This is a genomic window from Vibrio gazogenes (assembly GCF_023920225.1).
GTDB lineage: Bacteria > Pseudomonadota > Gammaproteobacteria > Enterobacterales > Vibrionaceae > Vibrio > Vibrio gazogenes.
In genome coordinates, this window is sequence record NZ_CP092587.1 from 3262943 (window position 1) to 3284792 (window position 21850).

A 21850-nucleotide genomic window follows, 5' to 3' on the forward strand; every position below is an offset into this window, starting at 1 on the left:
TCAGGGGCTTTTTTTTGATCGTACGAATTTAGTTGAAGCAAAGCGATTTTTGTTCCAATCTGTTAGACCGAATGAACCAATGGTCCTAAAAAATGAAAACAGGTATTATCCGGGTATTCCTTATATCTCTTCTACTCATCCTGATAGGGATCACCGCTGGAATCGTGATTGTCCAGTCTCGCTATATCACACCTGTTGCCCAATGGATGATTCAACAAATAGGGCTCCCTGAGTTCCATGCTCAGAAAATCAGCTACCAATATCCATTCCATCTAAAATTTGAACATGTCACTCTGTCTCAACAATTGGCACCGATCCAAACGGTGGATATTTGGCTCAACCCTTATCAAAGCACTCTCAATCAACTTATGTTCGATAGTGTGCTCATTGATGGTCTCACACTAGACAATGAGCAAGCATCTCTACCAACGCCATTAGAGACAGTAAAAATCAACCAGCTTGCTATTCGCAACCTTGCTGTGGAAACCACAGACAATCTAATGATTCACGGTCTCAATGTTCAAATTCAAAACCCGACTTGGAATGAGACAAGTACCTATCTGCCTTATGGTGACATTCAGCTTTACGCGTCTCAGGTCATGTGGCAAGGAGAAACACTCACCGATCTGCTCATCACTGGCAGTCATCAAGCACAACATAGTCAGATTAATAGCCTGACCGCAACATGGCGCGGCGCTTCATTTTCCTTGCAAGGCAAAACCGATGGACAACGCTGGTCAATAGAAAACCTAACCACAGACAAATTGAATTTGTCTCTGTCCCAGTTTCAGCAACTGTCTGATAAATTCAAAGATCTGATTGCACAACACATCGCGCAAATTGATCGACTAGATCTGTTAAACAGCCAGCTCAATATGCCGCATGTTCAGCTCAATAATTTTGATTTATCGCTCACTGATTTTCATCCGACCGCATCTGAATCGCTTTGGAAACAGGCTCATGCAGTACTCTCATTGGATGCGGAAAGTCTTGTCCTTGATGATATGATGTTGGTAGAACCCAGTATCAATCTCATCCTGACACCCGGTCAGTTAGATATAGATGACTTTAGCTCAACACTCATGGACGGCCAAATCCATGCGTCCGGCTCAATTACACCGGAGACGGTGACCATTCGGGATTTACAAATACAAAGCATGAAAATGTTTATCGAGTCAGGATCTGAACCAGACTTCACTTGGCTTGCATCACTCATACCATCATTCCGACAAGTAAATGTCGAACAGCTGAAAATTCGAAATAGCCAGATTATCCAACTCGCCCACCAGCCCTATTGGCAATTATCAGGGATCAATACAGATATCGATCATGCACAACTGATCGATGCTCAACGGTGGGGATTATGGCAAGGCACGGCAAGAATGTCCGTCAATAATCTCAGCTATGGTCAGTTCGTCGTATCCCAAGGATTAGTCGAAATGCACAGTCAAGAGAATAACTGGGTACTGGATCGACTCTTTCTTCCGTTCTCCAAAGGATACCTAGCTGCCAAAGGACAATGGCAATATGGCTTGAAAGGAGCCCCATGGCAATTTTCAATTGATGCGGATAGTCTCCCCCTGAACCTGTTCAAACACCTGCCACTCCAGATGAAAGGACTTGCTGACCTGTCAGGTTCAGCGCAGGGGCTTTCCGGGGATTCGGTGATTATCAATCACACGTTAAGTGGCTTATTGAATCTGGATATCAGAAATGGCCAACTTCAGCTCCCCGATAACCATGCTCAACCAAAAGATTTTATGCTGAACGCCATGGAAATCACCGGAGATCGGGGAAAAATCACCGTCCCTGAAATTCATCTCAAATCCAACGATCTCAATGCGACCATCAGTGGTCGTTGGGATTTGACTCAGTCTGATAAAGGCTCGCTAACTCTCTCGGTGACATCAGGGGAAAAGCAAACCCATTACAACTTACTGGAACCATCGCAAGCCGTGCCACCAGCCTCTCAGACTAAAACAGGCCCCATACAAGAAACACCGGATTCATCGGCCAATTAAAGACTTATAATTCGGGATCAACATGTATGTCCCGACAAACTGAACGGCAGGTTTATCACCACTTTTGATGGTCACATTGACGATGATCCGAGCTTTACGCCCAGATTCAAGACGATCCAGATCACCACTAATATCATCTAATGAGGTCACTGCAAGCGGGTTATCACAAATGGGCAGCCGATAACGAATGTGACTATCGGCCATCACAATATCTCCATAAAGATTGCGTTCCCGCATGAGTAACCATGCCATTCCCCACCCTGTCAATGTCGCCAAGGTGAAAGCGGAACCGGCAAACATTGTGTTATGCGGATTGATATTGGGATTCATCGGGGCGTAACACTCGAACTGATAACCAGTGTACTGATTAATCTTGATCCCCATTTTTTCACTGATCGGGATCTGGTTTTCCCAACGTTCCTGCAACTCTGAACACCACTGCGGCTTACGCTGAACATTCGCCATCGGATCCAGTGTTTTCACCATCTGTTGATGCCGGACAGGCCCGCGTTCATCACTCAGTTCACCGCGACGCTCAAACCCGTTTTTCTCATAAAAAGCAATGGCATCTTCTCTGGCATTACATACCAAGCGTTTCGCGCCTTCTTGACGGGCAAGCGATTCTAACGTCACCAAGAGCAGTGACCCCATTCCTCGACTCCGGCGATTGGCTTTTACCGCCATATAACGAATCTGTCCTTCACAATCAGGGGTAATGTACAATCGGCCGACTGCCATAGGGCGCCCCCGACTATCAACAATCATCCGATGATGACTCATTGGATCATATTCGTCCCGTTCTGATCCCAACGGTAAATGCCATGGTTCACGTAGCATTTGCCAGCGAAATAAATAGTATTTACTCAGCTGGTTCTCCGTCTGAGGACTAATAATCTTAAACATGAACTGTCCCTATCTTATTGATTAAACCTGTAACCAGAAGGTCACCGGCCCATCATTGACCAACGCCACTTTCATATCCGCGGCAAAGCGTCCTCTCTCCGTAGGAAGAACGCTTGTACATTGCTCAGCGAAATAATCGTACAAACGCTCAGCATCGGCTGGTGCCGCACCACGAGAAAACCCAGCGCGTGTTCCCTTTTTCGTATCTGCCGGTAATGTAAATTGTGAAACCACTAAAACTTTGCCCCCGATTTGTTGAACATTGAGATTCATTTTCCCCTGTTCATCTTCAAATACCCGGTAGGTCGTCACCCGTTCAACCAGACGTTTAGCCTTAGCTTCATCATCATCTTTTTCAACGCCCAGCAATACCAACAATCCTTGCCCAATATTTCCCACAACCGAGCCATCCACAGTGACGGATGCTTCACTTACTCTCTGAATCAGTGCGATCACAATGTCTTCCTTTTTCTCCACCATTATCAGCCGATTGTTCGGATTTTAGCATATCTGCTTGCCAAGATTCATATTCACCCAGCGCGGCTGTTACTTCCGCGCCCAATAAGACAATCAACCAAGAAAAATATACCCAGATAAAGAGAATCGGAATCGCGGCTAATGCCCCGTATATGAGCTGATAAGATGGAAAGTGTGTAATATAGGCAGCAAACCCCGCTTTACTGATTTCAAACAGTAACGCGGCAACCAGCGCCCCTGACAGAGCATGACCCAACTTCACTTTTTTATTCGGAACAAGGACGTACAACCCGGTAAATGCAGCAAACGAGAGTAAGAATGGCAGCCTTCTGAGTACCCACTGAGAAAATCCATGAAAGGTTTCATTGGAAACCAAGTTCAATGACGTAATGTAGGATGTCACAGCAAGACTCGCCCCAACCAGAAGCGGGCCTAACGTTAAAACCATCCAATACATTGAAAAAGAGAAAACCCAGCGACGCTTCTGATCAACCCGCCAGATGTAATTCAACATTTTATCAATATTAGAAATCAACGTTAGTGCAACGACAAATAGGAATAATCCCCCCAACGCTGTCATTTTGCTCGTATTCGATACAAAATCATGCAACGCCTGATTGACAGCTTCACCAGCAGCCGGCAAGAAATGAGTAATAACAAACGTTTGAATGACTTCCCCGGCATCATTAAAAGCAGAGAACGCAGATAAGACTGAGAGTAAAACCGCCACCATCGGAACGAAGGACAACAACGAGATATATGCCAGATATCCCGCATTGACCTGAATACGATCATGAATCACCCGACGCCATAAATATCGGGAAAAAACAACGCCAGTATCGATGATTTGTTTTGTATTCAACACAGAGACCTCATCAGCACGCGTAGTTTTATAGATAACAACATTGTTGTTTTAAAGATGATATATGAGTCAAAGGCATAATTTTATCCCTTTCTTATATCAATTGAGCAAGAATATGCATTTAGATTAGCAGGATATTCACTGAGTGACTATCTCATCGCACTGATAAAAAAGGCGGAAACAATGTTCCGCCTTTATTACATCATCAGTCTGTCTATAAAGACTTACTTTCCACCGCGATACGCTCTTTTACGATCATTTTCAGTAAGATGTCTCTTACGAATTCGGATGCTCGCAGGCGTCACTTCAACCAGCTCATCATCATCGATAAATTCTATCGCTTGCTCTAGTGTGAATTTAATCGCAGGAGATAGAACCTGCGCTTCATCAGTACCAGAAGCACGAACGTTGGTCAGTTGCTTACCTTTCAAACAGTTTACAGTTAAATCATTCGAACGGTTATGAATACCAATAATTTGCCCTTCATAAACTTCATCAGCGTGTTCAGCGAATAGACGTCCACGTTCCTGCAAGTTAAACAATGCGTAAGTAAGCGCTTTACCCGTCGCATTAGAGATCAACACGCCATTGTTACGTTGACCAATAGTGCCACCTTTGTGTGGACCATAATGATCAAAAGTATGGTAAAGCAGACCTGAACCGGAAGTCAGCGTCATAAACTCTGTTTGGAAACCGATTAAGCCACGAGAAGGCATCGCAAAGTCCATCCGAACACGACCTTTGCCGTCCGGAGACATATCTTTCAATTCACCTTTACGCATGCCAATATTTTCCATGATGCCACCTTGATGCTCTTCCATCACATCAATAGTCACCACTTCAAAAGGTTCAAGTAACTGGCCATTCTCTTCTTTCAGAATAACTTCAGGACGAGAAACCGCGAGTTCAAAGCCTTCACGACGCATATTTTCGATCAAAATCGATAGATGCAATTCACCACGACCGGACACTCTGAATTTGTCTGGATCGTCAGTTTGTTCAACGCGTAGTGCCACATTATGAACCAACTCTTTTTCCAGACGCTCCAAAATATTACGAGATGTAACATATTTCCCTTCTTTACCGGCAAACGGTGAAGTATTCACTTGGAAAGTCATCGTGACTGTCGGCTCATCAACCGAAAGTGCCGGCAATGCTTCCACGTTATTTACATCACAAATCGTGTCTGAAATTTTCAGCTCACCCAAACCAGTAATCGCAACGATGTCACCAGCAGTCGCCCGCTCAACTTCGTGTCGCTCAAGCCCTAGATACCCCAGAACCGTCCCGACTTTACCGTTTCTCTTCTTACCATCTGCACCAATAACACTCACTTGCTGGTTCGCTTTGACAGTTCCGCGAGAGACTCGGCCAACACCGATAACACCAACATAAGAGCTATAATCCAGCTGGGAAATTTGCATCTGCAACGCCCCATCAAGATCAACATTCGGAGAATCGACATTATCAACAATGGTTTGGAAAAGGGGTTCCATATTTTCGCCCGTTTCGCCTTCTTCTAGCGAAGCCCAACCATTCAGTGCCGATGCGTAAACCACTTGGAAGTCCAACTGCTCATCCGATGCACCTAGATTATCAAACAGGTCAAATACTTGATCCATTACCCAATCAGGGCGAGCGCCCGGTCGGTCAATCTTGTTGATAACCACAATCGGTTTCAAACCATGTGCAAAGGCTTTTTGAGTAACGAAACGAGTTTGTGGCATTGGGCCATCAACGGCATCAACAATAAGCAGAACAGAGTCAACCATAGACATAATACGTTCAACTTCACCACCGAAATCCGCGTGTCCGGGGGTGTCAACGATATTGATATGGTAATCGTGCCAGTTAATCGCTGTATTCTTAGCTAGGATTGTAATTCCACGCTCTTTCTCAATATCATTCGAGTCCATGACTCGTTCTTCAACTTCACCGCGAGACTGTAAAGTTCCGGATTGTTGTAATAGCTTATCAACCAAGGTCGTTTTACCGTGGTCAACGTGCGCAATGATCGCAATATTTCTTAGTTTATCAATCTGTGGTGTTGTCATGGATTCATCATCATTGTAAAAGTTCAATTCCCGTTCTTTGATGTAGCTGGATTTCGGGATAAAAAAAACGCTCAATAATGTACCAGATTTTGAAGAAATGCCCAGAAATATGTGATCTAAAACAGGCTTATTTCTTCTATTCGTACATTAAGTCACTCTTCTAGAGTTTAGTCTTTGGAATCCATCACGTTCAAAAATAGTGGTGATCACAACTTTTCACGACCAGAAAGCAGAAAAAACCATCAAATGCAGTTTGACAAATTGCCTATTCATAGGGCTGAATAGAGAGGCGGTTGACAACTATTGGTGCAACTGAAATCCAAACGCACCATATTAGTGCAATGCGCAAATCATTTTAGTGCAATGATTGATAACTGAAAGCTCATTATCTTATTAATGCATTGAATTAAAAGGATTTTTAATCATGGCACGATTTTGGCTAGTAAAGTTTTAGCTTTAGTTAACGTGATAAACACAAAGTTAATTGATGCTTAAACCAAGTCGAGCTTTTACCGATTTTTTAACACTGGAGGTTGTCCAAGATGTCAGTAGAAAATGTTCTATCGCTGATCCAAGAAAACGAAGTTAAGTTTGTTGATTTACGCTTTACAGATACAAAGGGTAAAGAGCAACACGTTTCTATTCCTGCTCACCAAATCGATGCTGACTTCTTCGAAGAAGGTAAAATGTTTGATGGTTCATCTATTGCCGGCTGGAAAGGAATTAACGAATCTGACATGGTCCTGATGCCAGATGCCTCAACTGCTGTTTTAGACCCATTTACAGAAGACTCCACATTAAATATCCGTTGTGACATTTTAGAGCCGGCAACCATGCAAGGCTACGACCGTGACCCACGTTCGATTGCACAACGCGCTGAAGAATACATGCGCTCTACAGGTATTGCGGACACCGTGCTATTCGGTCCTGAACCAGAATTCTTCCTGTTTGACGATGTAAAATACTCAACTAGCATGTCCGGTTCTTTCTACAAAATCGATGACATAGAAGCTGCATGGAACACGGGTTCAGAAATCGAAGGTGGAAACAAAGGTCACCGTCCGGGTATTAAAGGGGGTTACTTCCCTGTTGCTCCAGTTGACTCATCTCAGGATATCCGTAGTGCTATGTGTCTGATCATGGAAGAGATGGGACTGGTTGTTGAAGCACACCACCACGAAGTCGCAACCGCCGGTCAGAACGAAATCGCTTGTCGTTTCAACACCATGACACAGAAAGCAGATGAGATCCAAATCTATAAGTATGTTGTTCATAACGTTGCTCATGCATTTGGTAAGACTGCGACTTTCATGCCGAAACCGCTTGTCGGCGACAACGGTTCTGGTATGCACTGTCACCAATCTCTGGCAAAAGATGGTGTTAACCTATTTGCTGGTGATAAGTACGGCGGTTTGTCTGAAACAGCCTTGTTCTACATCGGTGGTATCATCAAACATGCTCGTGCAATCAACGCATTCGCGAATGCTTCAACAAACTCATACAAACGTTTGGTTCCAGGATTCGAAGCGCCAGTTATGCTTGCTTACTCTGCTCGTAACCGCAGTGCATCGATCCGTATTCCTGTTGTGCCAAGCCCTAAGGGACGTCGTATCGAAGTTCGATTCCCAGACCCAACAGCGAACCCATATCTGGCTTTTGCTGCGATGCTGATGGCTGGTCTAGACGGAATTAAGAACAAGATTCACCCTGGAGATTCAGCAGATAAAGACCTGTATGATCTGCCTGCAGAAGAAGCCGCACAAATCCCAACTGTTGCAGAGTCTTTCCAACAAGCATTGGAAGCTTTGGATGCGGATCGTGAATTCTTGACTGCGGGTGGTGTGTTCTCTGATGATTTCATCGATTCTTACATTACTCTGAAATCAGATGATGTAACTCGTATCAATATGACAACTCACCCACTTGAATTCGACATGTACTACTCTGTATAAGTTCACAATTCATATCTATATTATTAGGCCCGCCTCTGGCGGGCTTTTTTACACCAAGTGAAGATTACTTATTGAAATATCATCATAAATCTTTTCGCAAACCTCACAAACAAAGAGCATATCAGGCAAGATAATTGCATTCATATCTAATGTAATAAACCATGGCTACAGTTGTCGTGAAATTGGACCAAAGTGCTGTTGAACTGACTGATTTCAAAGAAGAGAGACTTGTATTTATCCCTTAGTTAGCCATACTCATTCTATTAACGCACCATTTGTGTGCAATGCGTCATTTTGGAACATGGTGACCACTCATGAGTAGTGAACTTAGTACAACAATATTGAACAATATTGTGACATCCACACTGATACTGGATGAGTCTTTATGTGTCCGCTATGCGAATCCTTCAGCAGAGCAGCTATTCTCACAAAGTGCCAAGCGGATTATTAATCAACCCTTATCCAACCTAATTCAACATGCATCTCTTGATCTCGCGCTCCTCTCACAACCATTGCAGAGCGGCCAAAGTATTACCGACAGTGACGTAACATTTGTAGTCGATGGTAAACCCCTGATGCTAGAGGTCACGGTTAGCCCGTTAACTTGGCAAAAAAAATTAATGTTGTTAGTTGAGATGAGGAAAATCGGTCAACAACGTCGTTTGAGTCAGGAATTAAACCAACATGCCCAACAACAGGCCGCAAAGTTACTCGTACGAGGATTGGCCCATGAGATTAAGAATCCACTGGGGGGATTACGAGGGGCTGCGCAATTATTAGAAAGGATGCTCCCAAATCAGAGTCTGACAGAATACACACAAATTATTATTGAACAGGCTGACCGACTTCGATCTTTGGTTGATCGGCTCCTTGGGCCTCAAAAACCAGGGAAAAAACAGTCTGAAAATTTGCACTTAATTCTAGAGAAAGTCCGTCAATTGATCGAACTCGATGCCCGTTCTCATCTTGTGATTGAACGCGATTATGACCCAAGTTTGCCCAATATCATAATGGATATGGATCAAATTGAGCAGGCACTACTGAATATTGTCAGTAATGCTGCACAAATTTTGTCATCACAACAACATGGAAAAATTACGCTTCGCACCAGAACAGTGCATCAAGCGAATATACATGGACAACGACACAAACTTGCGGCCCGAATTGAAATTATCGATAACGGACCGGGGATTCCAAACGAGTTGCAAGATACGCTTTTCTATCCAATGGTCAGCGGAAGAGAAGGGGGTAGCGGGCTGGGATTATCGATTTCTCAAAATTTAATTGATCAACATAATGGCAAGATCGAGGTTGAAAGCTGGCCGGGACGGACCATTTTTACCATCTATCTACCGATAAATTAATGATGATCCGTTCAATGATAGAACCAATGAACGAACCATTAACGGAACAAAAATTTTAACGCTTAGCGAACGTTAGTGACAGATGCTGTTTAAGGAATACTGATTATGAGTAAAGGATACGTATGGGTTGTCGATGACGATAGCTCTATTCGATGGGTGATGGAAAAAACCCTGTCTTCAGCCAACATTAAATGTGAAACTTTCTCCGATGCAGAGAGTGTTCTGATGGCTCTGGAAAGAGAATCTCCTGACGTATTAGTATCCGACATACGCATGCCTGGTATTGATGGTATCGAGCTATTACATCAAGTCCACTCTCGTTCACCAGAGCTCCCTGTAATCATTATGACGGCTCATTCTGATCTAGATGCCGCAGTAAACGCCTATCAAAAAGGCGCCTTTGAATACCTCCCCAAGCCTTTTGATGTTGATGAAACACTCACACTAGTTGAACGCGCCATTGCTCATGGTCAAGAGCAGCGAAAAGATCAGTCGGGTCATCTGATACATACAGATAATACCCCAGAGATTCTTGGAGAGGCACCGGCTATGCAAGAAGTCTTCAGGGCCATTGGACGTCTTTCACGTTCTTCAATTTCCGTATTAATCAATGGTGAATCAGGAACAGGGAAAGAGCTGGTCGCCCATGCTTTACATCGGCATAGTCCACGCGTGCAAAAGCCGTTTATTGCCTTAAATATGGCTGCCATTCCGAAAGACTTGATTGAGTCAGAGTTATTCGGGCATGAAAAGGGAGCATTTACCGGTGCAAACAATGTCAGACAAGGTCGATTTGAACAAGCGAATGGCGGAACGCTATTTCTAGATGAGATAGGTGACATGCCGCTCGATATTCAAACTCGATTGCTGCGCGTGCTGGCTGATGGGCAGTTTTATCGTGTTGGTGGGCATTCAGCAATCAAAGTAGATGTTCGAATCGTTGCTGCAACGCATCAGAACCTTGAGAAACTTGTCCATCAAGGTAAGTTCCGAGAAGATCTGTTTCACCGCTTAAACGTCATCAGAATTCAAATTCCTGCACTCAGAGAGCGTCGTCAGGACATCGAAAAGCTGGCTAAACATTTCTTAGCACTTGCGGCCAAGGAGCTCGGTGTTGAAATGAAAACACTGCATCCAAAATCATTGGAGATTCTCAATCGTCTTGATTGGCCGGGTAATGTACGGCAGTTAGAAAACATGTGTCGTTGGCTAACGGTCATGGCAAGTGGTACAGAAGTCCTTCCTAATGACTTACCCTCAGAACTGTTATCAGAAAAGAAAAATGTTGAATTCGATAATGATTCCAGCTGGCAGAAACAATTAGACGCGTGGGCAAGAACGGCACTGTCTGCCGGTGAAACGGATCTCTTATCCTATGCTTTACCTGAATTTGAGCGAATCCTTTTAGAAGCGGCATTAAACCATACCAATGGACATAAACAAGATGCAGCAAAAGTGTTAGGGTGGGGGCGAAATACATTGACTCGAAAATTAAAGGAACTCTACTAAACCTCACCTATTCTTGTTGAAAATAAAAAGTCTGCTTCAGTGGCTATATTGCTATTTCTCTATCCAATAGCAATATAGCCACTGTTTACCACAACTCAACGATGAGTCATATATTGCAAAAAGCGGTTTAGGACATCACTATATGCTTAAACGAAAGTACTGATTCGCTTATGTTGTAAGTTGTAAACAAGGCTATAACGGACAAAAGGGAGTTGGTGAAGTAGCTTTCTCTTCACGGATAAGCGGACGGGACTCGAACCCGCGATTGCCTCACGGCAGCGTGACAGGCCGCTGTTTTTAAAAAGAAAGGCTAACCCACTGAACGACCGCGCAACTCGGACTGTCGATGAAACGTAATACCAATCGCACTAATTAATTGGTCAACATGGTCCAATCTCTAAAGCAGAGTGAAATGACTCTGCTTTTGTCTGCACAAAAACGATTCCAAGCACTACACAGCTTGTCGACAATATCGTCATAACATTCAAAACACCTATTGGCTATTTCGTTCTGACGTAACCAACTCCATACCTGCTCTATTGGATTCAGTTCCGGTGAATAGGACGGTATATGAATGATAGTCACGTTCTTGAATGAATCGGCAAGATAACTTTGATGCCAACTGGCTTGATCCATGATGACGACAGCATGTTTGTCCGTGGGTGTTGATTGAGAAATGAGCCTGAGTTGCTCTTTCATTGCTTCCATGTTGCTCATCGGCACAACAATAGCTTCAGTTTCTCCGGTATTAACGCACACCGCTCCAAAGAGGTACGCATACTCAAATTGCTGTTGTTGTACCGCTCTGGGGCGAGTCCCTTTTTCTGCCCATATTCGGGTGGTTGTGTTGCGCTGGCCAAATCTGGCTTCATCTTGAAACCAGATTTGAACATCTTTTAAAGCCACATGTCCTGGGATCTTAAGGATCGTTTCGATTTGGAATTTTTTTAAAAGCTTCTTGCGCTTCTACAGATTGCTTTGGGTGCTTTGAACGCGTTGTTATCCAAACTAAATCAAGCTTTCTCAATATTTTATAGATACCTGATAAGCTGTACGATAGGCCAAATTCCTCATGTATGAATTCAATAATATCTGTTCCCTGTAGTCTTCCACCTTCAGGCTTAATCGCATTGGAAGTTATGTACAGCTTTAACTGAGATAGCTGGTCTTCAGTCAGTCGTGGAGGACGGCCTGTATGCTGCTTTTCTACTAAGCCTTCAACACCGTTCTTCAAATAAGTCACCACCCAGTTATTGACACTGGTACGACTGACTTTTAAATATTTGGCGATCTGAGTGCGGCTTTTTCCATCCACGAAATGAGATATAGCAAGAAGTCTCGTACGCATCCTAGCATCAGATGTTTCACGAATAAGTTTTGGGAAGTCAGAGGTCATCATATCAGCTCCTATTGAAGTTGACATTAGATCATAAAATTAGTGCGATTGGTATAAGAATGGGACTCTATCCGCCAGACACAAAAAACCCTGACATCGCTATCAGGGTTTCAAAATAAGTGGCGGAGCGGACGGGACTCGAACCCGCGACCCCCGGCGTGACAGGCCGGTATTCTAACCAACTGAACTACCGCTCCGCATTGGTTAGCTTGGTGCTAAATTAAAGCCTGGCGATGTCCTACTCTCACATGGGGAGACCCCACACTACCATCGGCGCTGTTTCGTTTCACGACTGAGTTCGGCATGGAGTCAGGTGGGTCCAAAATGCTATCGTCGCCAAGCAAATTCTTTCAATTCGAAAAGCTGATTCTCTCTCTACACAATCAAGTCTCTTAATGAGCCCTAAAACCCCTTCGGTGTTGTATGGTTAAGTCTCACGGGCAATTAGTACAGGTTAGCTCAACGCCTCACAGCGCTTACACACCCTGCCTATCAACGTTCTAGTCTCGAACAACCCTTCAGGACGCTTTAAGCGCCAGGGAGAACTCATCTCAAGGCTCGCTTCCCGCTTAGATGCTTTCAGCGGTTATCGATTCCGAACTTAGCTACCGGGCAATGCGATTGGCATCACAACCCGAACACCAGAGGTTCGTCCACTCCGGTCCTCTCGTACTAGGAGCAGCCCCTTTCAATTCTCCAACGCCCACGGCAGATAGGGACCGAACTGTCTCACGACGTTCTAAACCCAGCTCGCGTACCACTTTAAATGGCGAACAGCCATACCCTTGGGACCGACTTCAGCCCCAGGATGTGATGAGCCGACATCGAGGTGCCAAACACCGCCGTCGATATGAACTCTTGGGCGGTATCAGCCTGTTATCCCCGGAGTACCTTTTATCCGTTGAGCGATGGCCCTTCCATTCAGAACCACCGGATCACTATGACCTGCTTTCGCACCTGCTCGAGCCGTCACTCTCGCAGTTAAGCGGGCTTATGCCATTGCACTAACCTCACGATGTCCAACCGTGATTAGCCCACCTTCGTGCTCCTCCGTTACTCTTTGGGAGGAGACCGCCCCAGTCAAACTACCCACCAGGCACTGTCCTCACCCCAGATAATGGGGCCAAGTTAGAACATCAAACATACAAGGGTGGTATTTCAAGGTCGGCTCCACAATCACTAGCGTGACTGCTTCAAAGCCTCCCACCTATCCTACACATGTAGGCTCAATGTTCAGTGCCAAGCTGTAGTAAAGGTTCACGGGGTCTTTCCGTCTAGCCGCGGGTACACTGCATCTTCACAGCGATTTCAATTTCACTGAGTCTCGGGTGGAGACAGCGTGGCCATCATTACGCCATTCGTGCAGGTCGGAACTTACCCGACAAGGAATTTCGCTACCTTAGGACCGTTATAGTTACGGCCGCCGTTTACCGGGGCTTCGATCAAGAGCTTCGACCGTAGTCTAACCCCATCAATTAACCTTCCGGCACCGGGCAGGCGTCACACCGTATACGTCATCTTACGATTTTGCACAGTGCTGTGTTTTTAATAAACAGTTGCAGCCACCTGGTATCTGCGACTCTCATCAGCTCCATCCGCAAGGGACTTCACCGTCAAGAGCGTACCTTCTCCCGAAGTTACGGTACCATTTTGCCTAGTTCCTTCACCCGAGTTCTCTCAAGCGCCTTGGTATTCTCTACCCGACCACCTGTGTCGGTTTGGGGTACGATTTCTTGTGAACTGAAGCTTAGAGGCTTTTCCCGGAAGCATGGCATCAATGACTTCACATCCGTAGATGCTCGACATCGTGTCTCAGCCTATTGTAGAGCCGGATTTGCCTAACTCTACAGCCTACGCACTTGAACCTGGACGACCGTCGCCAGGCCCACCTAGCCTTCTCCGTCCCCCCATCGCATTCACAACAAGTACGGGAATATTAACCCGTTTCCCATCGACTACGCTTTTCAGCCTCGCCTTAGGGGTCGACTTACCCTGCCCCGATTAACGTTGGACAGGAACCCTTGGTCTTCCGGCGGGGAGGTTTTTCACCCCCCTTGTCGTTACTCATGTCAGCATTCGCACTTCTGATACCTCCAGCATGCTTTACAACACACCTTCAACGGCTTACAGAACGCTCCCCTACCCAATGCGATAAATCGCATTGCCGCAGCTTCGGTTTACAGCTTAGCCCCGTTACATCTTCCGCGCAGGCCGACTCGACTAGTGAGCTATTACGCTTTCTTTAAATGATGGCTGCTTCTAAGCCAACATCCTAGCTGTCTGAGCCTTCCCACATCGTTTCCCACTTAGCTGTAATTTGGGACCTTAGCTGGCGGTCTGGGTTGTTTCCCTCTCCACGACGGACGTTAGCACCCGCCGTGTGTCTCCCGGATAGTACTTACTGGTATTCGGAGTTTGCAAAGGGTTGGTAAGTCGGGATGACCCCCTAGCCTTAACAGTGCTCTACCCCCAGTAGTATTCGTCCGAGGCGCTACCTAAATAGCTTTCGGGGAGAACCAGCTATCTCCGAGTTTGATTGGCCTTTCACCCCTAGCCACAAGTCATCCGCTAATTTTTCAACATTAGTCGGTTCGGTCCTCCAGTTGATGTTACTCAACCTTCAACCTGCCCATGGCTAGATCACTCGGTTTCGGGTCTATATCCAGAGACTAAACGCGCAGTTAACACTCGCTTTCGCTACGGCTCCCCTAATCGGTTAACCTTGCCACTGAATATAAGTCGCTGACCCATTATACAAAAGGTACGCAGTCACACCACGAAGGTGCTCCTACTGCTTGTACGTACACGGTTTCAGGTTCTATTTCACTCCCCTCACAGGGGTTCTTTTCGCCTTTCCCTCACGGTACTGGTTCACTATCGGTCAGTCAGGAGTATTTAGCCTTGGAGGATGGTCCCCCCATCTTCAGACAGGATATCACGTGTCCCGCCTTACTCGTTTTCACTTCAACAACGCCTTCGGTTACGGGGCTATCACCCTCTATCGCGTGCCTTTCCAGACACTTCACCTAACGCTGTAAAAGCTTAAGGGCTACTCCGATTTCGCTCGCCGCTACTGTCGGAATCTCGGTTGATTTCTTTTCCTCGGGGTACTTAGATGTTTCAGTTCTCCCGGTTCGCCTCATCAGGCTATGTATTCACCTGATGATACATGCTGCTGCATGTGGGTTTCCCCATTCGGAAATCGTAGATTCAAGTGGCTCTTACTGCCTCATCTACGCTTATCGCAAGTTAGTACGTCCTTCATCGCCTCTGACTGCCAAGGCATCCACCGTGTACGCTTAGTCACTTAACCATACAACCCGAAGAAGTTTCGAGCTGCATTATCAGTAACCTAGGTGTCTCTCATTATTTTACATGAGCGAGAGACTGGTTTTGCCGGACTCAATTGAATAGACACTAAATTGTGTCATTCCAAGAACACTTGATTGTGTTGGTCTTTCTCTTTCGAGAAAGGATTGAGAACTTTTACAAATAATCGTCTGTTTCCAAAGAAACACACATTATTTTGTCAGCTTTCCAAATTGTTAAAGAGCAAAGATTTTGTATATTACAAAACCATTTTTAAAGATTCTGTCTAAAAACCCTTAAAGATGGTGGAGCTATGCGGGATCGAACCGCAGACCTCTTGCATGCCATGCAAGCGCTCTCCCAGCTGAGCTATAGCCCCATAACTCTCTTTGCTTATAAACCAAATCAATCTGTGTGGACACTCATCTAAAATATCTCTTCGTAAGGAGGTGATCCAGCGCCAGGTTCCCCTAGCGCTACCTTGTTACGACTTCACCCCAGTCATGAACCACAAAGTGGCAAGCGTCCTCCCGAAGGTTAAACTACCTGCTTCTTTTGCAGCCCACTCCCATGGTGTGACGGGCGGTGTGTACAAGGCCCGGGAACGTATTCACCGTGGCATTCTGATCCACGATTACTAGCGATTCCGACTTCATGGAGTCGAGTTGCAGACTCCAATCCGGACTACGACGTACTTTTTGGGATTCGCTCACTTTCGCAAGTTGGCAACCCTCTGTATACGCCATTGTAGCACGTGTGTAGCCCTACTCGTAAGGGCCATGATGACTTGACGTCGTCCCCACCTTCCTCCGGTTTATCACCGGCAGTCTCCCTGAAGTTCCCACCCGAAGTGCTGGCAATCAAGGATAAGGGTTGCGCTCGTTGCGGGACTTAACCCAACATTTCACAACACGAGCTGACGACAGCCATGCAGCACCTGTCTCTCAGTTCCCGAAGGCACAAGACTGTCTCCAGTCTCTTCTGAGGATGTCAAGAGTAGGTAAGGTTCTTCGCGTTGCATCGAATTAAACCACATGCTCCACCGCTTGTGCGGGCCCCCGTCAATTCATTTGAGTTTTAATCTTGCGACCGTACTCCCCAGGCGGTCTACTTAACGCGTTAGCTCCGAAAGCCACGGCTCAAGGCCACAACCTCCAAGTAGACATCGTTTACGGCGTGGACTACCAGGGTATCTAATCCTGTTTGCTCCCCACGCTTTCGCATCTGAGTGTCAGTATCTGTCCAGGGGGCCGCCTTCGCCACCGGTATTCCTTCAGATCTCTACGCATTTCACCGCTACACCTGAAATTCTACCCCCCTCTACAGTACTCTAGCCTCCCAGTTTCAAATGCAACTCCGGGGTTAAGCCCCGGGCTTTCACATCTGACTTAAAAAACCACCTGCATGCGCTTTACGCCCAGTAATTCCGATTAACGCTCGCACCCTCCGTATTACCGCGGCTGCTGGCACGGAGTTAGCCGGTGCTTCTTCTGCAGCTAACGTCAAAATATAACTCTATTAAAGCTATATCCTTCCTCACTGCTGAAAGTACTTTACAACCCGAAGGCCTTCTTCATACACGCGGCATGGCTGCATCAGGCTTGCGCCCATTGTGCAATATTCCCCACTGCTGCCTCCCGTAGGAGTCTGGACCGTGTCTCAGTTCCAGTGTGGCTGATCATCCTCTCAGACCAGCTAGAGATCGTCGCCTTGGTGAGCCTTTACCTCACCAACTAGCTAATCCCACCTGGGCATATCCCGACGCGAGAGGCCCGAAGGTCCCCCTCTTTGGTCCGTAGACATTATGCGGTATTAGCCATCGTTTCCAATGGTTATCCCCCACATCAGGGCAATTTCCCAGGCTTTACTCACCCGTCCGCCGCTCGTCAGCAAAGAAGCAAGCTTCTTTCTGTTACCGCTCGACTTGCATGTGTTAGGCCTGCCGCCAGCGTTCAATCTGAGCCATGATCAAACTCTTCAATTAAAGTTTTTGTGACACCGAAGTGTCGGCTCAATGAATACTGCTTTTCGTCTCCGCTTTTTTAAAAAAAAGCAGAAGCAAAAAGTCACATTACATATGTAATGTTGAATTGACTGTGCTCTTGTCAGATAACAGTAAACTGCTTTCCAACTTGATATTGGTCACTCGGTTCATTGATAAAATCTTATTGGATATTTATCGACGAGTGCCCACACAGATTGATTGGTCTATATTGTTAAAGAGCTTTGCTTTCAGTGCGTTAGCACTTAGGCAGGACGCGTATAATACGCCACCTACTTTGAAAGTCAACATAAAACTTTCATCTTCTGAAAAGCTTTATGGTGACTTGCTTCTGTTGAAGCAAGTAACAAAATTAAAGCCTGGCGATGTCCTACTCTCACATGGGGAGACCCCACACTACCATCGGCGCTGTTTCGTTTCACGACTGAGTTCGGCATGGGATCAGGTGGGTCCAAAACGCTATCGTCGCCAAGCAAATTCTTTCAATTCGAAAAGCTGATTCTCTCTCTACACAATCAAGTCTCTTACTGAGCCCTAAAACCCCTTCGGTGTTGTATGGTTAAGTCTCACGGGCAATTAGTACAGGTTAGCTCAACGCCTCACAGCGCTTACACACCCTGCCTATCAACGTTCTAGTCTCGAACAACCCTTCAGGACGCTTTAAGCGCCAGGGAGAACTCATCTCAAGGCTCGCTTCCCGCTTAGATGCTTTCAGCGGTTATCGATTCCGAACTTAGCTACCGGGCAATGCGATTGGCATCACAACCCGAACACCAGAGGTTCGTCCACTCCGGTCCTCTCGTACTAGGAGCAGCCCCTTTCAATTCTCCAACGCCCACGGCAGATAGGGACCGAACTGTCTCACGACGTTCTAAACCCAGCTCGCGTACCACTTTAAATGGCGAACAGCCATACCCTTGGGACCGACTTCAGCCCCAGGATGTGATGAGCCGACATCGAGGTGCCAAACACCGCCGTCGATATGAACTCTTGGGCGGTATCAGCCTGTTATCCCCGGAGTACCTTTTATCCGTTGAGCGATGGCCCTTCCATTCAGAACCACCGGATCACTATGACCTGCTTTCGCACCTGCTCGAGCCGTCACTCTCGCAGTTAAGCGGGCTTATGCCATTGCACTAACCTCACGATGTCCAACCGTGATTAGCCCACCTTCGTGCTCCTCCGTTACTCTTTGGGAGGAGACCGCCCCAGTCAAACTACCCACCAGGCACTGTCCTCACCCCAGATAATGGGGCCAAGTTAGAACATCAAACATACAAGGGTGGTATTTCAAGGTCGGCTCCACAATCACTAGCGTGACTGCTTCAAAGCCTCCCACCTATCCTACACATGTAGGCTCAATGTTCAGTGCCAAGCTGTAGTAAAGGTTCACGGGGTCTTTCCGTCTAGCCGCGGGTACACTGCATCTTCACAGCGATTTCAATTTCACTGAGTCTCGGGTGGAGACAGCGTGGCCATCATTACGCCATTCGTGCAGGTCGGAACTTACCCGACAAGGAATTTCGCTACCTTAGGACCGTTATAGTTACGGCCGCCGTTTACCGGGGCTTCGATCAAGAGCTTCGACCGTAGTCTAACCCCATCAATTAACCTTCCGGCACCGGGCAGGCGTCACACCGTATACGTCATCTTACGATTTTGCACAGTGCTGTGTTTTTAATAAACAGTTGCAGCCACCTGGTATCTGCGACTCTCATCAGCTCCATCCGCAAGGGACTTCACCGTCAAGAGCGTACCTTCTCCCGAAGTTACGGTACCATTTTGCCTAGTTCCTTCACCCGAGTTCTCTCAAGCGCCTTGGTATTCTCTACCCGACCACCTGTGTCGGTTTGGGGTACGATTTCTTGTGAACTGAAGCTTAGAGGCTTTTCCCGGAAGCATGGCATCAATGACTTCACATCCGTAGATGCTCGACATCGTGTCTCAGCCTATTGTAGAGCCGGATTTGCCTAACTCTACAGCCTACGCACTTGAACCTGGACGACCGTCGCCAGGCCCACCTAGCCTTCTCCGTCCCCCCATCGCATTCACAACAAGTACGGGAATATTAACCCGTTTCCCATCGACTACGCTTTTCAGCCTCGCCTTAGGGGTCGACTTACCCTGCCCCGATTAACGTTGGACAGGAACCCTTGGTCTTCCGGCGGGGAGGTTTTTCACCCCCCTTGTCGTTACTCATGTCAGCATTCGCACTTCTGATACCTCCAGCATGCTTTACAACACACCTTCAACGGCTTACAGAACGCTCCCCTACCCAATGCGATAAATCGCATTGCCGCAGCTTCGGTTTACAGCTTAGCCCCGTTACATCTTCCGCGCAGGCCGACTCGACTAGTGAGCTATTACGCTTTCTTTAAATGATGGCTGCTTCTAAGCCAACATCCTAGCTGTCTGAGCCTTCCCACATCGTTTCCCACTTAGCTGTAATTTGGGACCTTAGCTGGCGGTCTGGGTTGTTTCCCTCTCCACGACGGACGTTAGCACCCGCCGTGTGTCTCCCGGATAGTACTTACTGGTATTCGGAGTTTGCAAAGGGTTGGTAAGTCGGGATGACCCCCTAGCCTTAACAGTGCTCTACCCCCAGTAGTATTCGTCCGAGGCGCTACCTAAATAGCTTTCGGGGAGAACCAGCTATCTCCGAGTTTGATTGGCCTTTCACCCCTAGCCACAAGTCATCCGCTAATTTTTCAACATTAGTCGGTTCGGTCCTCCAGTTGATGTTACTCAACCTTCAACCTGCCCATGGCTAGATCACTCGGTTTCGGGTCTATATCCAGAGACTAAACGCGCAGTTAACACTCGCTTTCGCTACGGCTCCCCTAATCGGTTAACCTTGCCACTGAATATAAGTCGCTGACCCATTATACAAAAGGTACGCAGTCACACCACGAAGGTGCTCCTACTGCTTGTACGTACACGGTTTCAGGTTCTATTTCACTCCCCTCACAGGGGTTCTTTTCGCCTTTCCCTCACGGTACTGGTTCACTATCGGTCAGTCAGGAGTATTTAGCCTTGGAGGATGGTCCCCCCATCTTCAGACAGGATATCACGTGTCCCGCCTTACTCGTTTTCACTTCAACAACGCCTTCGGTTACGGGGCTATCACCCTCTATCGCGTGCCTTTCCAGACACTTCACCTAACGCTGTAAAAGCTTAAGGGCTACTCCGATTTCGCTCGCCGCTACTGTCGGAATCTCGGTTGATTTCTTTTCCTCGGGGTACTTAGATGTTTCAGTTCTCCCGGTTCGCCTCATCAGGCTATGTATTCACCTGATGATACATGCTGCTGCATGTGGGTTTCCCCATTCGGAAATCGTAGATTCAAGTGGCTCTTACTGCCTCATCTACGCTTATCGCAAGTTAGTACGTCCTTCATCGCCTCTGACTGCCAAGGCATCCACCGTGTACGCTTAGTCACTTAACCATACAACCCGAAGAAGTTTCGAGCTGCATATCAGTAACCTAGGTGTCTCTCATTATTTTACATGAGCGAGAGACTGGTTTTGCCGGACTCAATTGAATAGACACTAAATTGTGTCATTCCAAGAACACTTGATTGTGTTGGTCTTTCTCTTTCGAGAAAGTATTGAGAACTTTTACAAATAATCGTCTGTTTCCAAAGAAACACACATTATTTTGTCAGCTTTCCAAATTGTTAAAGAGCAAAGATTTTGTATATTACAAAACCATTTTTAAAGATTCTGTCTAAAAACCCTTAAAGATGGTGGAGCTATGCGGGATCGAACCGCAGACCTCCTGCGTGCAAGGCAGGCGCTCTCCCAGCTGAGCTATAGCCCCATCTTTAGAGATAAATCATTGAAGAGCAAGGCAGTTTTCGAGGACGTGTATCGTTTATACACGACGAGGAAACTAACGCCGCTATTCGAAGATTTTGGTGGGTCTGAGTGGACTTGAACCACCGACCTCTCGCTTATCAGGCGAACGCTCTAACCACCTGAGCTACAGACCCAAACTCTCTT

At 46.5% G+C, this 21850-nt stretch carries 9 protein-coding genes, 4 tRNA genes and 5 rRNA genes; 4 read left to right on the plus strand and 14 right to left on the minus strand.

Going from position 1 to position 21850, the window contains the following annotated elements; all coding sequences use genetic code 11:
• Positions 1-92 precede the first annotated feature (92 nt).
• Positions 93-2021, plus strand: coding sequence for an AsmA family protein (locus MKS89_RS14495; protein WP_072962297.1), 1929 nt, complete (start codon positions 93-95; stop codon positions 2019-2021).
• Here the strand turns inward: MKS89_RS14495 and MKS89_RS14500 are convergent.
• From MKS89_RS14500 to typA, 4 genes are all read right to left on the minus strand, one after another.
• Positions 2007-2924 (minus strand): bifunctional GNAT family N-acetyltransferase/hotdog fold thioesterase, encoded by a 918-nt coding sequence (locus MKS89_RS14500; protein ID WP_072962295.1) that lies wholly within the window; start codon positions 2922-2924, stop codon positions 2007-2009. The two genes, MKS89_RS14495 and MKS89_RS14500, sit on opposite strands and share 15 nt — an antisense overlap.
• Positions 2925-2945: 21 nt before the next feature.
• Positions 2946-3380 carry a D-aminoacyl-tRNA deacylase gene (gene dtd / locus MKS89_RS14505; RefSeq protein ID WP_072962293.1) on the minus strand — a complete coding sequence of 145 codons (435 nt, stop codon included), beginning with the start codon at positions 3378-3380 and terminating at the stop codon, positions 2946-2948.
• Complete coding sequence (locus MKS89_RS14510; protein WP_072962437.1) at positions 3352-4263, minus strand: virulence factor BrkB family protein; 912 nt, start codon at positions 4261-4263, stop codon at positions 3352-3354. Before MKS89_RS14510 ends, dtd begins: the two co-directional genes overlap by 29 nt.
• A 224-nt stretch (positions 4264-4487) precedes the next feature.
• On the minus strand, positions 4488-6317 hold the full coding sequence (typA, locus tag MKS89_RS14515) for a translational GTPase TypA (RefSeq protein ID WP_072962291.1): 1830 nt from the start codon (positions 6315-6317) through the stop codon (positions 4488-4490).
• A gap of 542 nt (positions 6318-6859) precedes the next feature.
• On the opposite strand from typA, the gene glnA reads away from it, so the two are divergent.
• From glnA to glnG, 3 genes are all read left to right on the plus strand, one after another.
• Positions 6860-8269, plus strand: coding sequence for a glutamate--ammonia ligase (gene glnA / locus MKS89_RS14520; RefSeq protein WP_072962288.1), 1410 nt, complete (start codon positions 6860-6862; stop codon positions 8267-8269).
• 314 nt (positions 8270-8583) lie between these two features.
• Positions 8584-9633: a nitrogen regulation protein NR(II) gene (glnL, locus tag MKS89_RS14525; protein ID WP_072962285.1), complete on the plus strand. Its 1050-nt coding sequence runs from the start codon at positions 8584-8586 to the stop codon at positions 9631-9633.
• 105 nt (positions 9634-9738) lie between these two features.
• A complete protein-coding gene (gene glnG, locus MKS89_RS14530; RefSeq protein ID WP_072962283.1) occupies positions 9739-11142 on the plus strand; it encodes a nitrogen regulation protein NR(I) in 1404 nt (467 codons plus the stop codon).
• A gap of 372 nt (positions 11143-11514) precedes the next feature.
• Here the strand turns inward: glnG and MKS89_RS14535 are convergent.
• From MKS89_RS14535 to MKS89_RS14580, 10 genes are all read right to left on the minus strand, one after another.
• Positions 11515-12541 (minus strand): IS630 family transposase gene (locus MKS89_RS14535; protein ID WP_252518332.1). Its coding sequence is split into 2 segments (ribosomal slippage): positions 11515-12090 and positions 12092-12541, totalling 1026 coding nucleotides; the frame shifts between segments, so codons are not numbered across the junction.
• Between the two features lie 117 nt (positions 12542-12658).
• Positions 12659-12735, minus strand: a tRNA-Asp gene (locus MKS89_RS14540).
• 28 nt (positions 12736-12763) lie between these two features.
• A 5S ribosomal RNA gene (gene rrf, locus MKS89_RS14545) occupies positions 12764-12879 on the minus strand.
• An 82-nt stretch (positions 12880-12961) separates the two neighbouring features.
• Positions 12962-15851, minus strand: a 23S ribosomal RNA gene (locus MKS89_RS14550).
• A gap of 299 nt (positions 15852-16150) precedes the next feature.
• Positions 16151-16226 (minus strand) — tRNA-Ala (locus MKS89_RS14555).
• A gap of 63 nt (positions 16227-16289) precedes the next feature.
• Positions 16290-17831 (minus strand): 16S ribosomal RNA (locus MKS89_RS14560).
• Between the two features lie 375 nt (positions 17832-18206).
• A 5S ribosomal RNA gene (gene rrf, locus MKS89_RS14565) occupies positions 18207-18322 on the minus strand.
• Positions 18323-18404: 82 nt separating this feature from the next.
• Positions 18405-21294: ribosomal RNA gene (locus MKS89_RS14570) — 23S ribosomal RNA — on the minus strand.
• Together the 16S, 23S and 5S rRNA genes with 4 tRNA genes alongside form the textbook arrangement of a ribosomal RNA operon.
• Before the next feature lie 298 nt (positions 21295-21592).
• Positions 21593-21668: transfer RNA gene (locus MKS89_RS14575), tRNA-Ala, on the minus strand.
• A 95-nt stretch (positions 21669-21763) separates the two neighbouring features.
• A tRNA-Ile gene (locus MKS89_RS14580) sits at positions 21764-21840 on the minus strand.
• Positions 21841-21850: the final 10 nt, after the last annotated feature.